General features: G+C 69.9%; 20 protein-coding genes. 12 read left to right on the top strand and 8 right to left on the bottom strand.

From position 1 onward, the window contains the following. Nucleotides 1–2 precede the first annotated feature (2 nt). The 6 genes from OG504_RS42020 (at nt 3) to OG504_RS42045 (ending at nt 7,011) form a co-directional block, all read left to right on the top strand. On the top strand, nt 3–794 hold the full coding sequence (locus OG504_RS42020; protein ID WP_405994470.1) for an enoyl-CoA hydratase/isomerase family protein: 792 nt from the start codon (nt 3–5) through the stop codon (nt 792–794). A gap of 1,338 nt (nt 795–2,132) precedes the next feature. Beyond that, on the top strand, nt 2,133–3,161 hold the full coding sequence (gene argC, locus OG504_RS42025) for an N-acetyl-gamma-glutamyl-phosphate reductase (protein WP_405994471.1): 1,029 nt from the start codon (nt 2,133–2,135) through the stop codon (nt 3,159–3,161). Beyond that, nucleotides 3,158–4,312, top strand: coding sequence for a bifunctional glutamate N-acetyltransferase/amino-acid acetyltransferase ArgJ (gene argJ / locus OG504_RS42030; protein ID WP_405994472.1), 1,155 nt, complete (start codon nt 3,158–3,160; stop codon nt 4,310–4,312). The genes argC and argJ overlap by 4 nt, the downstream gene beginning before the upstream one ends. After that, the gene (argB, locus tag OG504_RS42035; protein ID WP_405994473.1) at nt 4,309–5,268 is read left to right on the top strand and encodes an acetylglutamate kinase; all 960 of its coding nucleotides are present in this window, start codon (nt 4,309–4,311) and stop codon (nt 5,266–5,268) included. Before argJ ends, argB begins: the two co-directional genes overlap by 4 nt. Then, nucleotides 5,265–6,452 carry an acetylornithine transaminase gene (locus OG504_RS42040; protein WP_405994474.1) on the top strand — a complete coding sequence of 396 codons (1,188 nt, stop codon included), beginning with the start codon at nt 5,265–5,267 and terminating at the stop codon, nt 6,450–6,452. Before argB ends, OG504_RS42040 begins: the two co-directional genes overlap by 4 nt. Before the next feature lie 19 nt (nt 6,453–6,471). Beyond that, on the top strand, nt 6,472–7,011 hold the full coding sequence (locus OG504_RS42045; RefSeq protein WP_019059868.1) for an arginine repressor: 540 nt from the start codon (nt 6,472–6,474) through the stop codon (nt 7,009–7,011). Nucleotides 7,012–7,081: 70 nt separating this feature from the next. On the opposite strand, the gene OG504_RS42050 is transcribed toward OG504_RS42045, so the two are convergent. From OG504_RS42050 to OG504_RS42070, 5 genes are all read right to left on the bottom strand, one after another. Further along, complete coding sequence (locus OG504_RS42050; protein WP_405994475.1) at nt 7,082–7,885, bottom strand: FAD:protein FMN transferase; 804 nt, start codon at nt 7,883–7,885, stop codon at nt 7,082–7,084. After that, complete coding sequence (locus tag OG504_RS42055; protein ID WP_405994476.1) at nt 7,878–8,666, bottom strand: FMN-binding protein; 789 nt, start codon at nt 8,664–8,666, stop codon at nt 7,878–7,880. The genes OG504_RS42050 and OG504_RS42055 overlap by 8 nt, the downstream gene beginning before the upstream one ends. 19 nt (nt 8,667–8,685) lie before the next feature. Beyond that, nucleotides 8,686–10,068 (bottom strand): ferric reductase-like transmembrane domain-containing protein, encoded by a 1,383-nt coding sequence (locus OG504_RS42060; protein ID WP_405994477.1) that lies wholly within the window; start codon nt 10,066–10,068, stop codon nt 8,686–8,688. Between the two features lie 75 nt (nt 10,069–10,143). Further along, nucleotides 10,144–10,614, bottom strand: a complete 471-nt coding sequence (locus OG504_RS42065) for an FMN-binding protein (RefSeq protein ID WP_405994478.1) — start codon at nt 10,612–10,614, stop codon at nt 10,144–10,146. A gap of 7 nt (nt 10,615–10,621) precedes the next feature. Beyond that, nucleotides 10,622–11,974 (bottom strand): ferric reductase-like transmembrane domain-containing protein, encoded by a 1,353-nt coding sequence (locus tag OG504_RS42070; RefSeq protein WP_405994479.1) that lies wholly within the window; start codon nt 11,972–11,974, stop codon nt 10,622–10,624. A 151-nt stretch (nt 11,975–12,125) separates the two neighbouring features. On the opposite strand from OG504_RS42070, the gene OG504_RS42075 reads away from it, so the two are divergent. Both OG504_RS42075 and OG504_RS42080 read left to right on the top strand, forming a co-directional pair. Then, the gene (locus OG504_RS42075) at nt 12,126–12,863 is read left to right on the top strand and encodes a response regulator transcription factor (RefSeq protein WP_405994480.1); all 738 of its coding nucleotides are present in this window, start codon (nt 12,126–12,128) and stop codon (nt 12,861–12,863) included. Next, nucleotides 12,863–14,362 (top strand): sensor histidine kinase, encoded by a 1,500-nt coding sequence (locus tag OG504_RS42080; RefSeq protein WP_405994481.1) that lies wholly within the window; start codon nt 12,863–12,865, stop codon nt 14,360–14,362. Before OG504_RS42075 ends, OG504_RS42080 begins: the two co-directional genes overlap by 1 nt. An 88-nt stretch (nt 14,363–14,450) precedes the next feature. On the opposite strand, the gene OG504_RS42085 is transcribed toward OG504_RS42080, so the two are convergent. Together OG504_RS42085 and OG504_RS42090 are read right to left on the bottom strand one after the other, a co-directional pair. Continuing rightward, a complete protein-coding gene (locus OG504_RS42085) occupies nt 14,451–15,155 on the bottom strand; it encodes a L,D-transpeptidase (RefSeq protein ID WP_405994482.1) in 705 nt (234 codons plus the stop codon). 132 nt (nt 15,156–15,287) lie between these two features. Continuing rightward, entirely contained in the window at nt 15,288–16,163 is an 876-nt protein-coding gene (locus OG504_RS42090) for a hypothetical protein (protein WP_405994483.1), read from the bottom strand. A gap of 217 nt (nt 16,164–16,380) precedes the next feature. Here OG504_RS42090 and argH point away from each other — a divergent pair, with 217 nt between their 5' ends. From argH to OG504_RS42110, 4 genes are all read left to right on the top strand, one after another. Next, nucleotides 16,381–17,811 carry an argininosuccinate lyase gene (argH, locus tag OG504_RS42095; RefSeq protein WP_405994484.1) on the top strand — a complete coding sequence of 477 codons (1,431 nt, stop codon included), beginning with the start codon at nt 16,381–16,383 and terminating at the stop codon, nt 17,809–17,811. 158 nt (nt 17,812–17,969) lie between these two features. Next, entirely contained in the window at nt 17,970–18,941 is a 972-nt protein-coding gene (locus tag OG504_RS42100; protein ID WP_405994485.1) for an aldo/keto reductase, read from the top strand. Between the two features lie 99 nt (nt 18,942–19,040). After that, complete coding sequence (locus OG504_RS42105) at nt 19,041–19,607, top strand: TetR/AcrR family transcriptional regulator (protein WP_405994486.1); 567 nt, start codon at nt 19,041–19,043, stop codon at nt 19,605–19,607. Next, a complete protein-coding gene (locus OG504_RS42110) occupies nt 19,604–21,127 on the top strand; it encodes an MFS transporter (RefSeq protein WP_405994487.1) in 1,524 nt (507 codons plus the stop codon). The genes OG504_RS42105 and OG504_RS42110 overlap by 4 nt, the downstream gene beginning before the upstream one ends. Nucleotides 21,128–21,194: 67 nt before the next feature. Here the strand turns inward: OG504_RS42110 and OG504_RS42115 are convergent, their stop codons facing one another. Then, the gene (locus OG504_RS42115) at nt 21,195–21,947 is read right to left on the bottom strand and encodes a lysophospholipid acyltransferase family protein (RefSeq protein ID WP_405994488.1); all 753 of its coding nucleotides are present in this window, start codon (nt 21,945–21,947) and stop codon (nt 21,195–21,197) included. Nucleotides 21,948–22,145: the final 198 nt, after the last annotated feature.

Consider the following 22,145-nt stretch of genomic DNA (forward strand, 5'->3'; position numbering starts at 1 on the left):
ACATGCCGACCGACTTCAAGAGCCTGCGCGTGGTCGAAGAGGGCCCCGTCCTCCAGGTACAGCTCAACCGACCCGAGCTCGGAAACGCCCTGTCCGGAGAGGTTCTCACCGACCTCCTGGAGGTGCTGAATATGCTTCAGGAGGACACCACGATTCGCGTCATGGTGCTTTCCGGGGCAGGAGACGATTTCTGCCAGGGAGGCGACCGTAGCGAATTTCCGGCCCTGTTGGCCGAAGACCCCTCCGGTGGCTCACTTCGCGCGCTCGCCACCAAGGCTGAGCGTGTGTGCGCCGCACTCTCCACACTGGAGGTGGTCACCATCGCCCGGCTTCAAGGAGACGTCATCGGGGCCGGCTTGGGACTCGCCGTCTACTGCGATCTGCGCGTCGGTGCCGACACCTGCCGCTTCCGGATGCCCGAGCTCGGGCTCGGGCTCCCGCCTGCTTGGGGAGGAGTCCTGGACCGTCTCCCCACAGAGGTGGGGCAGTCCTGGGTCCGCTACCTACTGCTGACCTCGGAGCCTTTCGATGCCCATAGGGCCCGGGAGCTCTCCGTCCTCCACAATGTCGTTCCACGTGACGGCCTGGACGCAGCCGTCAGCCGTCTGGCCAGGACGATCGCACGCCGGGACCCTGCGGCCATCCGAATAACGAAGCGCATGCTGAGCGCCCGCGCCAACGCTGCCCAGCTCTCCATCGGCGGCTACTTCGACGGAGAGCTGCTCACATCCGCGGTGACCCGGGCGGTCAATGCGCGTTCGTCGAGAGGACAGAAGAGTTCCGACCCGAGCTGACGGCTCCCCCGGGCCGGTCCGGCGGAGCCGGGGCCCGGTCGGTCACCCGCGCCGGGCGGATGGAAGACGGCGGGACCTTCCGCGACTTCTGCCGGACGGATCTCTTCGCCGAGAGGTCCCCCGAACAGGCGGCGTGGCCTTCCCGACGGGGGAGACCACGCTGTCGGCGGAAGTCCCGGGCACCACTGAAGGCTTCACCTTCGCCGGGCCCATCGCGTCCGGGCTCTGGTACGCGTGCGAGCGCTGCCGCCAGCACGTCAAGGCCGACCGGCGGGCCGACCTGGCCCCCGAGTGCGGATATCCCGCGGGCAGCAACCGGGCCGACACCTGGCAGGCCTTCCGCGGCGCACGCCTTCCCGGGCCGGGCTACGCCTGGCCGCTGGTGACGCACAAGCTGCCCACCGCGCACAAGAAGGTCCGCGACGCCTGGGAAGAGGGCAAGCTCGCCTTCGCCGATCACGTCCGCGAGCGCCTGCGGCGCCCTGCTCCTCCTAGGGGTCGACAGCACGCTGTACGTGCGCTGCGGCGAAGCCGGGGACGACCAATGGCCGGCCACGAATCTGGGCGAGGAGATCGTGGCCCCGTTCGGCTTCCACCTGCAGGGCCGCACCGTGCGTCTCCCCCTCCTCCCTGCCCGGCCGTAGCCCATCGTTCGGTTGACGGGGACCGTCCCGCCGGAGGCTGCCGGTGGGAAACCGCAGGCCGTGTCTGGCTTCGCGAGAGATCCGAGGTACTACGGCGACCGGCTGGTGTACGAGCCGCTGGAGCGGAAATGAGCCGGGTACCACGCCCGGGACCGGCTCGAAGCCCATGCCGTCCCAGCCGGGTTCACGGTGATACCGGGGGCACGATCGGCTACTACGGGCTCGCCGGCCCCGGTCCGACCGAAGGCGTCGACGAGGCGGCCTCGGTGGCCGCCACTTCCCCGGCGCCGCGGACTTCAGCGCGTCCCCTTCCTTGATCAGCTTCATCGGCCGGACATCCAGCAGCCACATCCGGCCGCCGATCACGGCCAGGAAGTCCGGGATGCGCCAGGCCGGCCCACCCGCATGCTCGGAGTCCAGCCGGAACGGCTGCGACAGCACCTCCGATGCCCTCAAGAGGTCCAGCGCGACCAGCAGGCGCCCCGCATCGGGCGGGACACCAGCACCGGTACGTGAGCCATATCCCGGACCGGCCAGCAGGCCTTGCCGTCGCCTACCAGCCGTGTCCAGCTCCACCGACGTACCCAGTCATCCCCAAAATCCTGGTCGCGCCGACCTGGGTGCATACCCACCCCCTCGGATTGCATAAACGTGCAGCGAAACGTATAGTCATGCCATCGAAGAGGAGGGTTCCATGGCGGTACGTGCGGCAGTGGCCGGAGCGAGTGGATACGCGGGTGGGGAACTCCTGCGTCTGCTCCTGGCGCACCCCGAGGTCGAGATCGGTGCCCTGACCGGCAACTCCAACGCCGGACAGAAACTCGGCGCGCTGCAACCGCACCTGCTGCCGCTCGCCGACCGAGTCCTCCAGGAAACTACCCCCGAAGTCCTCGCCGGACACGACGTCGTCTTCCTCGCGTTGCCGCACGGGCAGTCCGCCGCCGTCGCCGAGCAACTCGGCCCGGACGTCCTCGTCGTCGACATGGGCGCCGACTTCCGGCTGAAGGACGCGGCCGACTGGGAGAAGTTCTACGGCTCCGCGCACGCCGGCACCTGGCCCTACGGCCTGCCCGAACTCCCGGGCGCCCGCGCCGCGTTGGAGGGCTCCAAGCGCATCGCCGTGCCCGGCTGCTATCCGACGGCCGCCTCCCTCGCGCTCTTCCCGGCGTATGCCGCCGGGCTCGCCGAGAACGAGGCCGTGATCGTCGCCGCCTCCGGCACCTCCGGCGCGGGCAAAGCCCCCAAGGCGCACCTGCTGGGCAGTGAGGTCATGGGGTCGATGTCGCCCTACGGCGTCGGCGGCGGCCACCGGCACACCCCCGAGATCATCCAGAACCTCGGCGCGGCGGGCGGCGAGCCCGTCACCGTCTCCTTCACTCCCACCCTCGCGCCGATGCCCCGCGGCATCCTCGCCACGTGCAGCGCCAAGGCCAAGCCCGGCGTCACCGGCGAGTCCGTGCGTGCCGCATACGAGAAGGCCTTCGCCGACGAACCCTTCGTGTACCTGCTTCCCGAGGGACAGTGGCCCGCGACGGCGTCCGTCTACGGTTCCAACGCCGTTCAGGTGCAGGTCGCGTACGACGAGGCCGCGGGACGCATCATCGCGATCAGCGCCATCGACAACCTGACCAAGGGCACCGCGGGCGGTGCCGTACAGAGCATGAACCTTGCCCTCGGGCTCGACGAGACCACCGGGCTTTCTACGATCGGAGTCGCGCCGTGAGTGTGACGGCAGCACAGGGATTCACGGCCGCGGGTATCGCCGCCGGGATCAAGGAGAACGGCAACCCGGACCTGGCCCTCGTGGTCAACACCGGGCCCCGCCTCGCCGCCGCGGGCGTCTTCACCTCCAACCGCGTCAAAGCCGCGCCGGTCCTCTGGTCCGAGCAGGTGCTGAAGGGTGGCAAGGTCTCCGCCGTCGTCCTCAACTCCGGTGGCGCCAACGCCTGTACGGGTCCGAAGGGCTTCCAGGACACCCACGCCACCGCCGAGAAGGTTGCGGACGTGCTGGGCCACAATGCGGCCGAGGTCGCCGTCGCCTCCACCGGACTCATCGGACTCCTGCTCCCGATGGACAAGCTGCTGACGGGAGTTGAGTCCGCCGCCGGTCAACTCTCCCCGCACGGGGGCGAGAAGGCCGCCATCGCCATCAAGACGACCGACTCCGTCCACAAGACCGCCGTCGTGACCACCAAGGACGGCTGGACCGTCGGCGGCATGGCCAAGGGCGCCGGCATGCTCGCCCCGGGCCTCGCCACCATGCTCGTCGTCCTCACCACCGACGCCGACGTCGAAAGTGCCGTACTGGACACGGCACTTCGGGCCGCCACCCGCACCACCTTCGACCGGGTCGACTCCGACGGCTGCATGTCCACCAACGACACCGTCCTGCTGCTCGCCTCCGGCGCCTCCCAAGTCACCCCGGAGTACGCCGAGTTCGCCGAATCCGTCCGCGCCGTCTGTGACGACCTCGGGCAGCAGCTCATCCGCGACGCCGAGGGCGCCAGCAAGGACATCAAGGTCGAGGTGATCAACGCCGCGAGCGAGGACGAGGCCGTGGAAGTCGGCCGTTCCATCGCCCGTAACAACCTCCTCAAGTGCGCGATCCATGGCGAAGACCCCAACTGGGGACGGGTGTTGTCCGCCATTGGCACCACCAAGGCCGCCTTCGAACCCGACCAGCTCAACGTCGCCATCAATGGTGTGTGGGTCTGCAAGAACGGGGGCGTCGGCGAGGACCGCGAGAAGGTCGACATGCGCTACCGCGAGGTGCACATCGTCGCCGACCTCGCCGCCGGCACCGAGACCGCGACGATCTGGACCAACGACCTCACCGCGGACTACGTCCACGAGAACAGCGCGTACTCGTCATGAGCACTACTCGCAAGCACACCGCGCTGCCCAAGGCGCAGATCCTCATCGAGGCGCTGCCCTGGCTGACCCGGCACAACGGCAAGACCGTCGTCATCAAGTTCGGCGGCAACGCCATGATCGACGAGGACCTGAAGGCCGCGTTCGCCCAGGACGTCGTGTTCCTGCACCACGCGGGGCTCAAGCCCGTCGTCGTGCACGGCGGGGGCCCGCAGATCAGCGCCGCTCTCGACCGGCACGGCATCGTCAGCGAGTTCAAGGCCGGCCTGCGTGTCACCACCGAGGACGCCATGGACGTCGTACGGATGGTCCTCGCGGGCCAGGTGCAGCGCGAGCTGGTCGGGCTGCTCAACCAACACGGTCCGCTCGCCGTCGGGTTGACCGGCGAGGACGCGCACACCATCACCGCCACCAAGCATCTGCCCGAGATCGACGGGGAGTTGGTCGACATCGGGCGGGTGGGCGAGATCACCGCGATCGACACCGGCGCGATCGAGGCACTGCTCGCGGACGGCCGTATCCCGGTCGTCTCGTCGATCGCCAGGAGCGAGGACGACGGACATGTCTACAACGTCAATGCTGATACGGCTGCTGCGGCACTCGCTGCTGCGCTGGGGGCCGAGACCCTCATGGTCCTCACGGACGTCGAGGGTCTCTACGAGGACTGGCCCCACAGCGACGAGGTGATCAGCCGCCTCACCGCCACCGAACTCGAGAAGCTGCTCCCGGAGTTGAGCTCCGGGATGGTGCCGAAGATGGAGGGCTGTCTGCACGCCGTACGCAACGGCGTGACCACCGCCCGCGTCATCGACGGCCGGGTCCAGCACTCGATCCTGCTGGAGATCTTCACCGACGAGGGCATCGGCACGATGGTCGTGCCGGACGAACTGCCCGACGCGAAACCCGCCAAGAAGAAGTCCGCCAAGAAGTCCGGCAAGAAGCAGGGGGATGCCGTATGACCGCGAATGAGGACCTGACCCAGCGGTGGCAGGGGTCGCTCATGAACAACTACGGCACCCCCAAGCTCCCCCTCGTCCGCGGCGCGGGCGCCAAGCTGTGGGACGCCGACGGCAACGAGTACACCGACTTCGTCGGCGGGATCGCGGTCAACGCGCTCGGGCACGCGCACCCGGCGATCGTCGAGGCCGTCAGCACGCAGATCGCCCAACTCGGCCATGTCTCCAACCTGTTCATCGCCGAACCGCCCGTCACCCTCGCCGAACGGCTCATCGAGCGCTTCGGCCGGGACGGCAAGGTGTTCTTCTGCAACTCGGGTGCCGAGGCCAACGAAGGCGCTTTCAAGATCGGCCGGTTGACGGGCCGTCAGCACATGGTCGCCACCCAAGGCGCCTTCCACGGCCGGACGATGGGCTCCCTCGCCCTCACCGGCCAGTCCGCCAAGCAGGAGCCGTTCCTTCCGCTGCCCGGCGATGTCACGCACGTGCCCTACGGCGACGCGCAGGCCCTCGCCGCCGCCGTCACCGACGAGACCGCGCTCGTCATCATCGAGCCGATCCAGGGCGAGAACGGGGTCGTCGTACCGCCCGCCGGGTACCTGAAGGCAGCCCGCGCGATCACCGCCGCGCACGGTGCGCTGCTGGTGCTCGACGAGGTGCAGACCGGGGTCGGCCGTACCGGGCACTGGTTCGAGTACCAGGCCCACGAAGGCGTCCTGCCCGATGTCGTGACCCTCGCGAAGGGGCTCGGCGGCGGGCTGCCGCTCGGCGCCACCGTGGCCTTCGGGCGCGCGGCCGAGCTGCTCCAGCCGGGTCAGCACGGCACGACGTTCGGCGGCAACCCGGTCGCCTGCGCCGCCGGACTCGCGGTCCTCGACACCATCGCGAACGAGGGGTTGCTGGAGAACGTCAAGCGGCAGAGCGAGAAGCTGCGGGACGGAATCGAGTCGCTGGGCCACCCGTTGATCGATTATGTCCGGGGCGCGGGGCTCCTCCTGGGTATCGTGCTCACCGAGCCGCTCGCGCCCCAGGTGCAACAGGCGGCTCAGGACGCCGGCTTCCTGGTCAACGCGCCCGCCCCCGATGTCGTACGGCTGATGCCACCGCTGAACCTCGGCGACGACGAGGCGGACGCGTTCCTCCGGGCGCTGCCCGGTGTCCTGGACGTGGCCAAGGGGGACGGATGATCCGGAGAATGAGTCGACGATGAGTCAGGCGCAGGAGCACGAGCACACCGCGGGGCCTGCCGTGCCGCAGACCCGCACCGCCCGCCACCGCCGGATCGTGGACATCCTCAACCGGCAACCGGTGCGTTCCCAGAGCCAGTTGGCGAAGCTGCTGTCCGACGACGGGCTGAGCGTCACCCAGGCGACGCTCTCCCGGGACCTGGACGAGCTGAACGCGGTGAAGATCCGCAACAACGACGGCGACCTCATCTACGCGGTGCCGAGCGAGGGCGGTTTCCGCACTCCGCGCGTGCCGCTGGGGGAGTCGGCGAAGGAGGAGCGGATGCGGCGGCTCTCCTCCGAGCTGCTGATCTCCGCGGAGGCCTCCGCCAACCTCGTGGTCCTGCGCACCCCGCCGGGCGCCGCCCAGTTCCTCGCCTCGGCGATCGACCAGGCCGAACTCCAGGACATCCTCGGCACCATCGCCGGCGACGACACGCTCCTGCTGATCAGCCGGGACCCGCTCGGCGGCCAGGCCCTCGCGGACCATCTGCTGCGGCTGGCGCAGAACGACCACTGACGTACCCGTACGACCAACGAGTCGGGGGCGCACCGGAGTTGTCCGGTGCGCCCCCGACTCGCATGGGGCTTCAGCCGAGTCTGGCCGCGAGGCCGCCCGTGCAGCGCACCTCGTCGCCCGCCGTGATGAGCAGGGCTTCCACGTCCGGGAGCGACTCCAGCCAGGCCAGACCCTCGCGCGAGCCCATCGCGAACGCGGCCGTGGCCCAGCAGTCGGCCCAGGTCAGACGCGGTGCCACGACCGTGACCGCGACCAGGTCCGTCACCGCGGACTTGCCGGTGCTCGGGTCCACGATGTGCGCCCCGCGCTCCGCCGTACCGGAGGTCGCCACGGCCAACTGGGCGGTGCCCGCAGCCGAGATGACGGCCGCGAGACCGCCCGGGCGGAGCGGGTCGGAGACGCCGACCCGCCAGGGCCGGTGCGGTCCCGGCGTGCCGAACATCTGGACGTCTCCGCCGCCGTTCACGCTGACCCCGCTCACCCCGGCCGCCGCCGTGATCAGCTCGGCCGCGCGTTCGGCGGCCCAGCCCTTCACGATGCCGGTCGGGTCGAGCTGTCCCTCGTACGTGGTGCTGAACCAGCCGGCGCTCACCCGCTCCGCCTCGGCGCCCAGCTCCAGCACCTCGGCGACCTCGGCGTCGCACTCGGCCAGGGTCAGCTCGCCGCGGGCCAGCCGGGAGACCTGACTGTCCTCGCGGTAGGTGCTGAACACCTCGTTGACGCGGTGCAATTGCGCGATCGCCTGCTCCAGCGCCGCGCGGACGGCCTCGGGCTCCCCGCCGCGGATGTCGAAGGAGAACACCGTCCCCATGACCTCCTCGGCGTGCCGCAGTTCGGCGGGAGCCGCCGCGGGATCGGTCACCGTGTCAGCCACCGGCCTTGTCCAGCGCCGACTGCAGGGACTGCTTGTAACCGCCGCTGGTGTACGACGCGCCCGACACGGAGTCGATGGTCGCGCTCCCGGCCGCGACGGCCTCCTGGTTGAGCTTGGGGATCGCCAGCGCCGTCTTCTGGTCGCTGGTGCCGCCCTTGGGCGCCTGCACCGCCTCGGCCTTGGTGATTTTGCCGTTCGCGACGGTGATCCGGACCTGGACGGGCCCGTACTCGGTCGTCGCGACATCACCGGTGACGGTCTTGGCCTGGGCGGCCTGACCCGACCCGGCGGCCGAACTCTGGGACGGGGCAGCCGTGTTGGCGCCGGCCGCCTTCATCTTGTCGATGGCCGACTGCAGGGACTGCTTGTAGCCGGCGCTGGTGTAGCTCGCCCCGGACACGGACGTGATGTCCGCGCTCTGGGTGGCGACCACTTCCTGGTTGAGCTTGGGCACGGACAGCGCGGTCTTCTGGTCGCTGGTGCCGCCCTTGGGTGCCTGGACCGCCTCGGCCTTGGTGATCTTGCCGTTGGCGACGGTCAGGCGTACCTGGACGACCCCGTACTGGGTCTGGGCGACGGCGCCCGTGACCGTGGAGGTCCCGGCCGCCGCGGTACCGCCCTGGGGCGACTCCTGCGCGGCGGCGGCGCCCTGGGTCCCCGCACCCTGCGCGGACGCGGAGGCTGGATCCGACGCCGGCTTCAGGGAGAGCAGCAGCACGATCCCGGACACGGTGGCGGCGCTCGCGAGCAAAACACGCCGGATGGGGTGGCTCTTCTTCATCGCTCCTGACTCCCGTCGCTCACATCTCGAACGACTCGTGATGGATGCGGCGGGCGGGAACCCCCGCGCCGCGCAGTGCTTCGTAGACCGACTGCGCGAAGCCGGGCGGCCCGCACATGAAGACGTCGTGGTTGTCGATGTCGGAGATCTTGCGCCGCAGGGACTCCGCCGAGATGTCGGGGCGTTCCCCGTCGGGGCTGTTCACCGCGTACATCAGCCGGGCGCCGCGCTCGTCGGCGATCTTCGCCAGCTCGTCCCACAGGGCCAGGTCCTGGGTGGTGTTGGCCCGGTAGAGCAGCGTGATGTCACCGGCCGCGCCGGGCAGCGTCTCGAACAGCGCCCGCATCGGCGTGATGCCGACGCCGCCCGCGACCAGCAGCACCTTGCCGCGGGTGCGCCGCTGCGAGGTCAGCGCGCCGTACGGGCCCTCGGCCCACACCTTGGTGCCGGGCCGCAGTTCGCGCAGCCGGGCGCTGTGGTCGCCGATCGCCTTGACCGTGATCCGCAGCATGTTCGGTCGGGGCGCCGCCGACAGTGAGTAGGGGTGCGAGCTGAACCGCATGCCCGGCGCCAGGAACCGCCAGCGGAAGAACTGCCCCGCCTCCGCGCCGATCCGGTGCAGCTTGCGCCCGCTGATCAGCACCGACACGATGCCGGGCGTCTCCTCGATGACCGCCTCGACCCGCATCCGGTGCCGCATGTTGAGGCGGATCGGGGTGAGGATCCGGTACCAGACGACCAGCGCGGTGACCGTGCCGTACAGCCCGTACCAGACGGTCTTGGCGATCGGCGTCAGCGCGAAGTCGTTGCCGGTGGTGATCTGGTGCCAGAAGGTCAGGAACACCGCCGCGTACGTCAGCAGGTGGACGTGGTACCAGGTGTCGTACGGCAGCCTGCGGCGGACGGCGCCGATCGAGGAGAGGCCGATGAGGAGGAACAGTCCGGTGCCGATGGCGGCCTTGCCCATGTCGGGCAGCTGGTTCACCGAGTCGATGGTCTGCTGGACGATGTCGCTCAGCGTCTTGCCCGCCTGGAGGGCGTAGCCCCACATGATGAGGAAGACGTGCGCGAAGACCAGGCAGAGCGTGTAGCGGCCGCTCATCGCGTGCCAGCGGGCGACCCGGTCGGAGCCGACCCGGCGTTCCAGGGCGGGCACGCGGGCCATCTGCAGCACGACGAGTGCCATCAGATAACCGGCCAACAGGCCGGTGATACGGCCCGCGTTGAGGATCTTGCCGTTCTGGTCGGCGATGGACGGCGTGTTGTGCCACCACATCCACAGCACCCCGACCGCACCCGCCCAGACGGCGAGCAGCAGCAGGGTCGCTGGGGAGCGGCGCGGGCGGATGCGGCGCATCGTCTGTCGGCGGGCGGCACGTCCGCCTGCGAGCGTGGTGGTCACGGTTCCTCCGTGGACGGGGCAAGGGGGGTGGGCTGGTCCCTTGGCCCTGAAGTACGTGCCGTTGCGCCTGTGCGTTCAGAGTCCCGCGGAGTCCAGTGCGGACTGGAGTGACTGGCGGTAACCGTCACTTGTGTAGGTGGCTCCCGACACCGTGTCGATGCTCGCGCTCTGCGCGGCGAGCACCTCGCGCCGCAACTCCGGCAGGGCATAGGAGTTGATCTCCTGGTCGCGCGGATTGTCCGACGGCGACTGGACGGCGGTGACATCGGTGATCTTGCCGTTCTTGACGGTGATCTTCACCTGCACGGGACCCCAACGGGTCTGCGCGGTCTCGCCGGTGACGGTCTTGGTGCCGGTGGCGGTCGAACCGCCGGACCCCGTACCGGTACCGGAACTGGAACTGCTAGACGGCGCGGTCGCGGGCGACGCCGCTATCGCGGGCGCCGTGTGCGGCTTCAGCGCCAGCAGCATCACCAGACCGGACGCGGTGACCGCACTGGCCAGCACGATCCGGCGCAGCGGGCGGTTCTTCTTCAACGGATGCACGACGGCCTCACAGCTCGAACGACTCGTGATGGATACGACGGTCCGGCACACCCGCGGCACACAGCGCCCCGTACAACTCCTGGGCGAACGCGTGCGGACCGCAGAGGTACACGTCGTGCCCGGCGAGATCGGGCACGGCCTCGCGGAGCGCCGCCGCACCGAGTGAAGGTCGTTGCCCCTGCGGCCCGTTGAGCGCGTACAGGACCTTCGCCCCGCGCCACTGCGCGATCGCCTCCAACTCCCCGCCCAACGCCAGGTCTTGGGCGGTCCGCGCCCGGTACAGCAACGTCACCTCACCCGGCAGCGTCTCGAACAGCGCCCGCAACGGCGTGATCCCGACCCCGGCCGCGATGAGCAACGACCGCTTCCCGGAACCCCGTTGGGCGGTCATCGACCCGTACGGCCCCTCCGCCCACACCCGCGCCCCCGGCCGCAGCAACGGCACGGCAGCGCTGTGGTCGCCGAGCGCCTTGACCGTGATCCGCAGCAGGTCCCCGCGGGGCGGCGCCGACAGGGAGTACGGCGTCGACGTCCAGCCCATGCCCTCGCCGAAGAACCGCCAGCGGAAGAACTGCCCTGCCTGCGCGCCGAGTTCGTCGACATGCCGGCCGCGTACGACGACGGAGTACACACCCGGCGCCTCCCGGTGCACCGACTCGACCCGCAGCCGGTGCCGCAGGTTGAGCCGCACCGGGGCGAGGATCCGGTACCAGAGGACCAGGGCCGCGACGCCGAGATACAGCGCGTACCAGGCGTCCGTCGCGCCCGCGTGGCCGTTGAACTCGTTGCCCAGGGACAGCTGGTGGAAGAAGGTGAGGAACACGGCGACGTACGTGAGGAGATGGACGTAGTACCAGAACTCGTAGCTGAGCCTGCGCCGCGCGGCGCGGGCCGAGGTGATGCCGACCGCGAACAGGATGACCGCCCCGAACGTCGCCTTCAGCATGTCCGGGTAGTCCAGGACCACAGTGACCGTCTCGTGCACGACCGAGGCACGGTCCTGGGCCGCGTAGCCGAGCAGGATGAACACGATGTGCACGACCAGCAGGCAGACCGTGTAGCGGCCGGCCATCGCGTGCCAGCGGGCCACCCGGTCCGAGCCGACCCGCCGCTCCAGCAGCGGCACCCGCGCCATCAGACCCACCAGCACCGCGCAGGCGTACCCGCACAGCAGCCCGGCGATCCGCCCGATCCCGGTCAGCCAGCCCGCGGCCCCGACGACCGACCCGGTGTCCGCCCACCAGAGGGCGACCGCGGCCGCCGCCCCGGCCCACAGCAGCCCGAGCACGGCGCCCGCCGGTGAACGCCGGGGGACCGGCGCCACAGGCGGTGCCGTCCGCCGTTCGTACACGGTGGTCATGTGAGCGTCCTTTCACCCGTCCTGCACGCAACTGTGCGGGCCGAACCTCTGAGGGATCTCTCAGCGAACGCCTTTCTCAGCTTTCTCAGAGGAAACTCAGAGCCGCTCACGGCGGCCGAGGACGCCGCCAGGGGAGATGCTGGTAAACGCCATGAACACGACCCGCTCCGGCCGACCGGCCCTCACCCGCCCCGACGGCACCCCCGTGCGCGTCCTCGTCGTCGACGACGACCCCGACCTCGCCGAGGTGCTCTCCGGCGCCCTGCGCTACGAGGGCTGGGAGGTCCGCGCGGCCGGTGACGGCGCCTCCGCGCTCGTCGGCGCGCGCGAGCTGCGGCCCGACGCCGTCGTCCTCGACGTGATGCTCCCGGACACCGACGGCTTCGCCGTGCTGCGCTCCCTGCACGAGGTCAAGCCCGACGTCTGCGTGCTCTTCCTCACCGCCCGGGACACGGTCGAGGACCGCATCGCCGGCATCACCGCCGGCGGCGACGACTACGTCACCAAACCCTTCAGCCTGGAGGAGGTCGTCGCCCGGCTGCGCGGACTGCTGCGCCGCGCGGGCATGGCCCGCCAGCAGGAGGAGGGCCCCCGGATCGTCGTCGGCGACCTGGTCATGGACGAGGAGGCCCGCGAGGTCACCCGCGCGGGTGACCTCGTCGAGCTGTCCCCGACCGAGTTCGAACTGCTCCGCTTCCTCATGCGCAACCCGCGCCGCGTCCTCAGCAAGGCCCAGATCCTCGACCGCGTCTGGTCCTACGACTTCGGCGGCCAGGCCCACGTGGTCGAGCTGTACATCTCGTACCTGCGCAAGAAGGTGGACGTGGGCCGCGCGCCCATGATCCACACCGTGCGCGGGGCCGGGTACGTGCTCAAGCCGGTCGTGTGATGGGCCGGGGACCGCGAGCCGTCGGGCGCCGGCTGGCGCGACTGCCCCGGCCGCACACCCTGCGGGCGCGCCTCACGGCGGGCCTGGTGGTGCTGCTGGCGGTCAGCTGCGCCGCCGTAGGGGTGGCCGCGGTGATCGAGCTGGACGGGTTCCTCACCGGCCGCCTCGACCAGCAGCTGACCGAGGTCGGGACCCAGTTCCCGGCCAGCCTGGAGCACAAGGGCCAGACGCTGACCGACCACGACGCCGACGACCGGGAACGCGGCGACACCCGCAGGCAGGCGCCGGGCACGTTCGGCGCCCGCCTGGTCGACGGCACCGTCACCAACGCGGCGGTCGTACCCGCCGACAAGGACGACACCACGACCGACCTCAAGGTCACCCTCTCCGGGCGCGACCGCAGGGAACTCGCCGCGGTCCCGGTCGACGGCAGGGCCCACACCATCCACCTCTCGTCCCTCGACAGGTACCGGGTCCTCGCCTCGGCGGGCCGGGACGGCGACGTGATGATCACCGGCCTGCCCCTGGAGTCGGTGGAGGCCACCGTCCACCGACTGGAAACGGTCGAGGCGATCGTCTTCGGCGCGGCGCTCCTGATCACCGGCTTCGCGGGCGCGCTCTGGGTGCGCTGGTCGCTACGGCCGCTCAGCCGGGTCGCCGCCACGGCCACCCGGGTCAGTGAACTCCCGCTGGCCAGCGGCGAGGTGACCCTGCCGCCCCGGGCACCCGAGTCCGATCCGCGCAGCGAGGTGGGCCGCGTAGCCGGTGCCTTCGACCGCATGCTCGGCCATGTCGAGGACGCGCTCACCCACCGGCACGCCAGCGAGGAACGCCTCCGCAGCTTCGCGGCCGACGCGAGCCACGAGCTGCGCACCCCGGTGGCGTCGATCCGGGGCCACGCCGAACTCGCCCTGCTGCACCCGGACCCCGTCCCGCCGAAGGTCACCCGGGCGCTGGAACGCATCGCGGCGGAGTCCGCCCGCATGGGCGTCATGGTCGACGAGATGCTCCTCCTCGCCCGCCTCGACGCCGGCCGCCCCCTGGAACGCCGCCCGGTCGACCTCACCCACCTGGTCCTCGACGCCGTCACCGACGCGCGCGCCGCCGGCCCCGACCACCGCTGGACCCTGCAACTCCCCGAGGAACCGATCACGGTCACGGGCGACGCCCACCGCCTCCAACAACTGTTGGCCAACCTGTTGGCCAACGCACGTCTGCACACACCGGTGGGCACGAAGGTGACGGTGGCCGTGGAGACGGGCGATGGAGTGACCCGCTTGGTGGTCCACGACAACGGCCCGGGAGTCCCGGCGGAGGTCCAACCGGGAGTCTTCGAACGCTTCACCCGAGCAGACCGCCGCCGGGCGGATGGCGGGGGAGGAGGAGCGGGGCTGGGCCTGTCGATCGTGGCGGCGGTGGCGCAGGCGCACGGGGGAAGCGTGAAGCTGGAGAGCCGCCCGGGCTCGACAACGTTCACGGTCCGACTCCCGCCGGCCTGACCCCCTCAGGGGCGCGGGGAACTGCGCGACCGGCCACATCCGCCCCGCACGCGCCAGACGACCGACATGTGAACGGCGCTCTCGCAATTCAGTACCGAGTAATAGCCGTAGCCCCGCTCACCGTCCCGATAACAATATGCGGCCCCCGCCCAGGAACAACCCACGCAAGAATCCTCCGCATCGCATCCCCCGGCACAGACACACAACCAGCGGTAGCCCCACGCCCGTTGACATGCAAAAAGATCCCGGCACCCCGCCCCTTCACGGGCTTGGCGTAGTTGAACCCAACGACGAACCCATACGCATACTGGGCCGGATAAGAGATCAACCGCTCGGACTCACTCGCCCGACAGTCACCCGCCAGCGGCTCACTCCACCGGTTGTAGACCCGAGACCGAGTGTCCTCACACCACCACGAACTCCCGCCAACCCGCCGGTACTTGGCCTTGGTCCCACCCGGAGCCGCCTTGATCCCGAAGGCGTACGGCAGGTCGTACAACCCGGTGGGAGTCGTGTACGACCCCTGCTTACGCGCCCGCCCCTCGACAAGCCCCTTCGCCCCGAACCGAGCGGCGGCAGAACCGACCTTGACCCACACGCCACCCCGCCGCTCCCACCAACTCAACGTCCCGGAAGTGGAGTTGGCACGCGGCGTCGCCGCCAGGATCAGCTGACTCCCACCCCCGGTGTCCGCGAGCGACGAGGGTGACGGAGGCTCCGCCGCACGCGCGGGCACCGCACCGAGCAGCAGAAGAAGGGACGCGGACGCGAGGGCGACAACACCGGGACGCATGGCTCAGACGGTAGAGCGCGGACAAGGTGACGGCAGCTCAGATGGGCCGAACAGGGAAGACGAGACCGGTCCGGGCATGACCGTGGCCGCCCCGGCCGGCGTTCATCGGGGCGGCCACGGCTGCCTGTCACGTCACTTGGTGAGCGTGCAGGCGGCCAGGGAGTCGAGACCGGAGGGCTTGGTGCCCTGACGGCCGATGGCGATGGCGATCCGGTCGATCGTCGAGACCCGCTTGTCCGCCAGCGGGCCGAGGATCGCGTTCTGGACGAAGTTGGCGCCACCCTGTCCGACCGTGTCGACGAGCCGCTTGTTGGCCTCGGCGATCTGGGTGTCGAGAAGGGCGAGGTTCCGGTCGACCTCGGCCTGAGCCGAAGCCGGAACAGCGGGCAGTTGCGACTTCACGTCGGGGCACGAGATGGTCCCGACCGCCGTGCTGGTGTCCGTCCCGCCGGCCGCGTCGGTGGCGGACGCCGTGGCGCTGGGGGTGGCGGTGTCGGTCGCGCCGGTGTCCGTGCCGGTGTCGGTACCGCCCGTCTCCGTCCCGCCGACGTCGGTCCCACCGGTGTTCAGGGCGCAGGTGGCCAGGGAGTCGAGCCCGGTCGGCTTGGTGCCCTGACGGCCGATGGCGATGGCGATCCGGTCGATCGTCGAGACCCGCTTGTCCTTCAGGGGGCCGAGGATCGCGTTCTGGACGAAGTTCGCCCCGCCTTGCCCGACCGTGTCGACGAGTCGCTTGTTGGCCTCGGCGATCTGGGTGTCGAGGAGGGTGAGGTTGCGGTCGACCTCGGCCTGCGCGGAAGCCGGAACAGCGGGCAGCTGCGACTTCACGTCGGGGCAGGAGATCGTCCCCGGGTCGGCCAACGTCCGGGCGCTCTGCGCGGAGCTGCTCTTGTCCGGCGTCCCGGCGAGAGCGGACCCGGCGATGACCGCGCCGGACAGCACCACGGCGGCGGCACCGCCGATGAACACGACGCGACGCTTGTTGTACTTGGGGAGAGCCCTGGACATGCGAATGCCTCACTCGGGTCAGGGGTGAACAGGGGATGACTCGTGGGGGAAACGCGGCGCCTGCGTTCGGCGAGAGGTACGGGAAAGCGGTTGCTGATGTTCAAGGTTCTTTCAAATTGACGAATCATGCATAGCTCTGCATAATCATGCATGCGAGACAATGCAGGGGCACCACAGAACGACGACCCCCATCCACAGCCTTTGAGGAGCAGCGCAAGTGAGCAGCAACAGCGGTGACGTACGGCTCTGGGGCGGTCGTTTCGCCGACGGTCCCGCCGAGGCCCTGGCGAAGCTGTCCGCGTCCGTCCACTTCGACTGGCGGCTCGCGCCCTACGACATCGCCGGTTCCCGCGCCCACGCGCGCGTGCTGCACAAGGCGAACCTCCTCACGGACGACGAGCTGAACCGCATGCTCGCAGGCCTCGACCAGCTCGAAGCGAACGTCGCCGACGGCTCCCTCGTCGGTACGATCGCCGACGAGGACGTCCATACGGCCCTGGAACGCGGCCTGTTGGAGATCCTCGGCCCCGACCTCGGCGGCAAGCTGCGCGCGGGCCGCTCCCGCAACGACCAGGTCGCGACCCTCTTCCGGATGTACCTGCGCGACCACGCCCGCACGATCGGCGGCCTGATCGCCGACCTCCAGGACGCGCTGGTCGGCCTCGCGGAGGCCCACCCGGACGTGGCGATGCCCGGCCGCACCCACCTCCAGCACGCCCAGCCGGTGCTGTTCGCCCACCACGTGCTGGCCCACGTGCAGCCCCTGTCCCGGGACGCGGAGCGCCTGCGCCAGTGGGACGAGCGCACGGCGGTCTCGCCGTACGGCTCGGGCGCCCTCGCGGGTTCCTCCCTCGGTCTGGACCCGGAGGCGGTGGCGAAGGACCTCGGCTTCGAGCACGGCAGTGTCGCCAACTCGATCGACGGCACGGCCTCCCGCGACTTCGTCGCCGAGTTCGCCTTCATCACGGCGATGATCGGGGTGAACCTCTCCCGGATCGCGGAGGAGATCATCATCTGGAACACGAAGGAGTTCTCCTTCGTGACCCTGCACGACGCGTTCTCCACCGGCTCGTCGATCATGCCGCAGAAGAAGAACCCGGACATCGCGGAGCTGGCACGCGGCAAGTCGGGCCGCCTGATCGGCAACCTGACCGGCCTGATGGCCACGCTCAAGGCCCTCCCGCTCGCCTACAACCGCGACCTCCAGGAGGACAAGGAGCCGGTCTTCGACTCCATCGACCAACTCGAGGTCCTGCTCCCGGCGTTCACCGGCATGATGGCCACCCTCACCATCCACCGCGACCGCATGGAAGAACTGGCCCCGGCCGGCTTCTCCCTGGCCACGGACATCGCCGAGTGGCTGGTCAAGCAGGGCGTTCCCTTCCGGGTGGCCCACGAGGTCGCGGGCGAGTGCGTCAAGGTCGCCGAGTCCGAGGGCATCGAACTCGACGGCCTCACCGACGAACAGTTCGCGAAGATCTCCCCGCACCTCACCCCCGAGGTCCGCACGGTCCTCAACGTCCCCGGCGCCCTGGCCTCCCGCAACGCCCGAGGCGGCACGGCCCCGAGCGCGGTCGCCATCCAACTGGCAGAGGTGAAGCGGGATTTGGCGGCTCAGTACGAGTGGGCCACGGCGAAGAGGAAGTAGGGCCGCAGGCCCTTGGGTGGGGGGCGCGGGGAACTGCGCGACAAGCCACGACGCACCCGTAGTCGCCAAATCACCTGAAGAACCCGAGCTCTAGGGCGAAGGTCATCCGGGGTTACGTTGGTCAGAGCCGTACTGGAGCCGACCAACCGGAGCCCGCGATGCCCTTCGCCCGACTGGCCAACGCAACAACCCCCACCAGCCACATCGGACTGGGCCTCGCCGCAGTAGGCCGCCCCGGCTACATCAACCTGGGCCGAGAAGAAGACCTCGGAGCGCACCGCACCGTAGAAGCCCTCCGCACCCGAACCCACGAACTCCTGGACGCCGCCTACGCGCAAGGCGTCCGCTACTTCGACGCAGCCCGCTCCTACGGCCGCTCCGAGGAGTTCCTCGCCGACTGGCTGAAGTCCCACCCCGACCTGGACGACATCGTGGTCGGCAGCAAGTGGGGCTACACCTACACCGCGGACTGGTCGGCGGACGCCGAGACGCACGAGGTCAAGGACCACAGCGTCCAGACCTACGACCGTCAGCGCGCCGAGACCGCGAACCTCCTCGGCGACCGCCTGGACCTCTACCAGATCCACTCGGTGACCCCGGACAGCCCGGCCCTCACCGACAAGGAACTCCACGCGAAACTGGCCGAGTTGGCGGCGACGGGCGTGACCGTCGGCTTCTCGACCAGCGGCCCCGCCCAGGCCGACGCGATCCGCGCCGCGCTCACCGTGACGGTCGACGGCGAGCCCCTCTTCCGTACGGTCCAGTCGACGTACAACGCCCTGGAGACCTCGGCGGGCCCCGCCCTGGCGGAGGCGCACGACGCCGGCCTCACGGTGATCGTCAAGGAGGGCATGGCCAACGGAAGGCTCGCGGAGCCGTACGCACCGGACGCCCTGAAGGCCGTAGCCGAAGAGACATCACTCGGCACGGACGCGATCGCCCTGGCCCTGATCCTGCGCGAGCCGTGGGCCGGCGTGGCTCTCTCCGGTGCGGCGACGGCAGGGCAGCTGGCCTCCAACCTGCACGCGGCGGTCGTGGACCTGAACGACGACCAGCTGGCCCGCCTCGACGCGCTGGCCGAGGACCCGCACGTGTACTGGGAGAAGCGCGGCCGGCTGCCCTGGCACTGAGCAGTTCCAGGCAACCGACCACCTGCGAGGCAGATGCACTCATGAGACGGCAACGCCCGTGATGAGACATGAGTGTCTCATGTGGGTTATGGTTGTCTCATGGCTCTCGACCGTGACCACGTACTCCGCGCCGCCGCGGCCCTGCTGACCCGTAAGTCCACCGCGACCATGGACGAGGTCGCCAAGGCGGCCGGGATCAGCCGGGCCACGCTGCACCGCCAGTTCGCGGGCCGCGACGCGCTCGTACGGGCGCTGGAGGCGCTCGGCATCGCGGAGTGCGAGACCGCGCTGGAGGCGGCGCGGCTGGACGAGGACCCCGCGGAGGACGCCGTGCGACGGCTCGTCCGTGAGGTCGAACCGGCCGCCGGCCTGCTCGCCTTCCTCTACACCGAGAACCAGCTGTTCGAGGGCGAGGAGCAGCACGAGGGCTGGGCCCGGATCGACGACCGCATCACCGCCGTGTTCCGGCGCGGCCAGCAGGACGGCGAGTTCCGCATCGACCTGACGCCCGCCTGGCTCACCGAGGCGCTGTTCGGCCTGCTGGCCTCCGGTGCCTGGATGGTGCAGAGCGGCAAGGGTGCCCCCAAGGACTTCACGCGCATGATCGCCGAGCTGCTGCTCGGCGGCGCACTACGACGAAACGAAACACAGAGAGAGGAATCATGACCAGCACCCTGCGGCCGGCGATCGCATCGGAGACGGAGAAGCGCCCGGGCCGTTGGCTCGCGCTCTCCGTCCTCGTGCTCGCCGTGCTGCTGGTGGCCGTGGACGCGACCGTCCTGGGCCTCGCGACCCCTTACATCAGCGAGGACTTGAAGCCGTCGGGCACTCAACTCCTCTGGATCGGCGACGTCTACTCCTTCGTCATCGCGGGCCTGCTCGTGTCGATGGGCAGCCTCGGCGACCGCATCGGCCGGAAGAAGATCCTGCTGATCGGAGCCACGGCGTTCGGCGCGATCTCGGTGCTCAACGCCTATGCGTCCACACCGGAGTTGATGATCCTGGCACGGGCGCTGCTCGGCGTCGCGGGCGCGACCCTGATGCCCGCCACCCTCGCCCTGATCCGCAACCTCTTCCACGACCCGCGCGAACGCAGTCTCGCCGTGGGCATCTGGGGCGCAACTGCCTCCGCCGGTACGGCAGTCGGCCCGGTGGCGGGCGGCTTCCTCCTCGAACACTTCTGGTGGGGCTCGGTCTTCCTCATCAACCTGCCCGTGATGGCGGTCCTGGTCCTGGTAGGCATCAAAACCCTCCCCGAGTCCAAGAACCCCAATCCGGGCCCCTGGGACCTGATCAGCGTGGTCCTGTCCCTGATCGGCGTGATCGGAGTGGTCTACGCGGTGAAGGAGGCCGCGACCCACGGCTTCGAGCTGCCCTCGCTCGCGGTGGGCGTACTGGGCGCGGCGGCCCTGTACTGGTTCGTACGCCGCCAACTCACGCTCCCCGCCCCCCTGTTGGACATGCGCCTGTTCCGCAACCGCGGCTTCAGCGCGGCCGTCCTCGCCGACCTCCTGACCATCCTCGGCCTGTCCGGCCTGGTCTTCTTCCTCTCCCAGTACCTTCAACTGGTCCAGGGCAGGGGTCCGTTCGAGGCAGGCCTGGCCGAAATCCCCGCAGCGGTGGGCGCGGTGGCGGCCGGCCTGATCGCGGGAAGGGTGGCTCGCCGCTTCTCGGTCCGCGCGGTGGTCGCCGGCGGCCTGGCAGCGGTAGGCCTGGCACTGGCCGTCCTGACAACCCTGAACCGGTCGACCGGCTACCCGCTCCTGGGCGTCGCGCTCCTGGTGGTCGGCGTAGGCGCCGGCTTCTCCTTCACGGTGACAGCCGACGTCATCCTCTCCTCCGTCCCGAAGGAACAGGCAGGAGCAGCCTCGGCGGTCTCGGAAACGGCCTACGAGCTGGGCGCGGCCCTGGGCATCGCCGTACTCGGCTCGATCGTGACGGGCGTGTACCGGGGCTTCGCATCCCCGGCGGGCACACCGAGCGGCGCGCACGAGTCGTTGGGCGGCGCGGTGGAAGCGGCGGCGAGCATGCCGACACAGACGGCTCAGCAGATGCTGACGTCAGCAAGAGAGGCCTTCGTCAGCGGCCTCAGCGTCGCATCGGCGGTAGGCGCAACGGTCCTACTGGCAACGGCGGTTGCGGCATGGTTCATGCTCCGGGGCCAGCGGCTGGAGGACGCCCTTTAGGGGCGCGGGGAACTGCGCGACCAGCCACAACGCGCCCGCACCCGAAAACCGGTCGACCGCCGGAGGCTTATGCGGCCTTGGCCTTGGTCGCATACATGTCGACGTACTCCTGCCCAGACAACCGCATGACCTCAGTCATCACAGAGTCGGTCACAGCCCGCAACACATACCGGTCCCGATCCATCCCCTCATACCGAGAGAACTCCATCGCCTCACCGAACCGAACAGTCACCTTCCCCGGCCGAGGAAACCCCGCCCCACCCGGCTGCAACTTGTCCGTGCCGATCATCGCGAACGGAACAACAGGCGCCCCGGTCATCATGGTGAGCCGAGCGATCCCGGTCCGCCCCCGGTACAGACGCCCGTCGGGCGACCGCGTGCCCTCGGGGTAGATCCCGAAGACCTTGCCCTCTTCCAGAATGCGACGGCCGGTCATCAGCGCGGCGACCCCACCGTTCGCCCCGTCCCGGTCGACCGGAATCATCCCGACCCCGGTGAAGAACCAGGCCATGAGACGCCCCTTGAACCCCTCACCGGTGACGTACTCGTCCTTGCCGATGAACAGCACCTGCCGGTCGCAGACCAGCGGAAGGATCATGGAGTCGATGAACGTGAGGTGGTTGCCGGCCAGGATCACCGGACCGTCTCCCGGGATGTGCTCGATTCCCTCCACCCGGGGGCGGAACATCAGGCGCATGATCGGTCCGAGCAGTGCCTTGATGAGCGCGAAGCGGGACAACGGGCCCTCCGGTGTCAAGGGGGTTCGATATAAATCTGTGCAGGTGAGGACGATACTCGCGGCGCCCGGGGTATTGCACATCGGGTTCACCGAGGTCTTACGCAGTGTTGACGCACGTTTACCTGCGGTGCCGCGCCAGGACCGTCCCGTAACCGGGCCGCCATGTTGTGACGCATCTCGCGTTCCTTGGTGACGCCGAGTCAAACCTGCCAGCCGGTACGACATCCAGCGTCACCGCCGTGTTCCGGCCGAGGTCTCCCGCCCGTCATCTACGCGCAC

It is taken from the genome of Streptomyces sp. NBC_00986 (assembly GCF_045162565.1).
GTDB lineage: Bacteria > Actinomycetota > Actinomycetes > Streptomycetales > Streptomycetaceae > Streptomyces.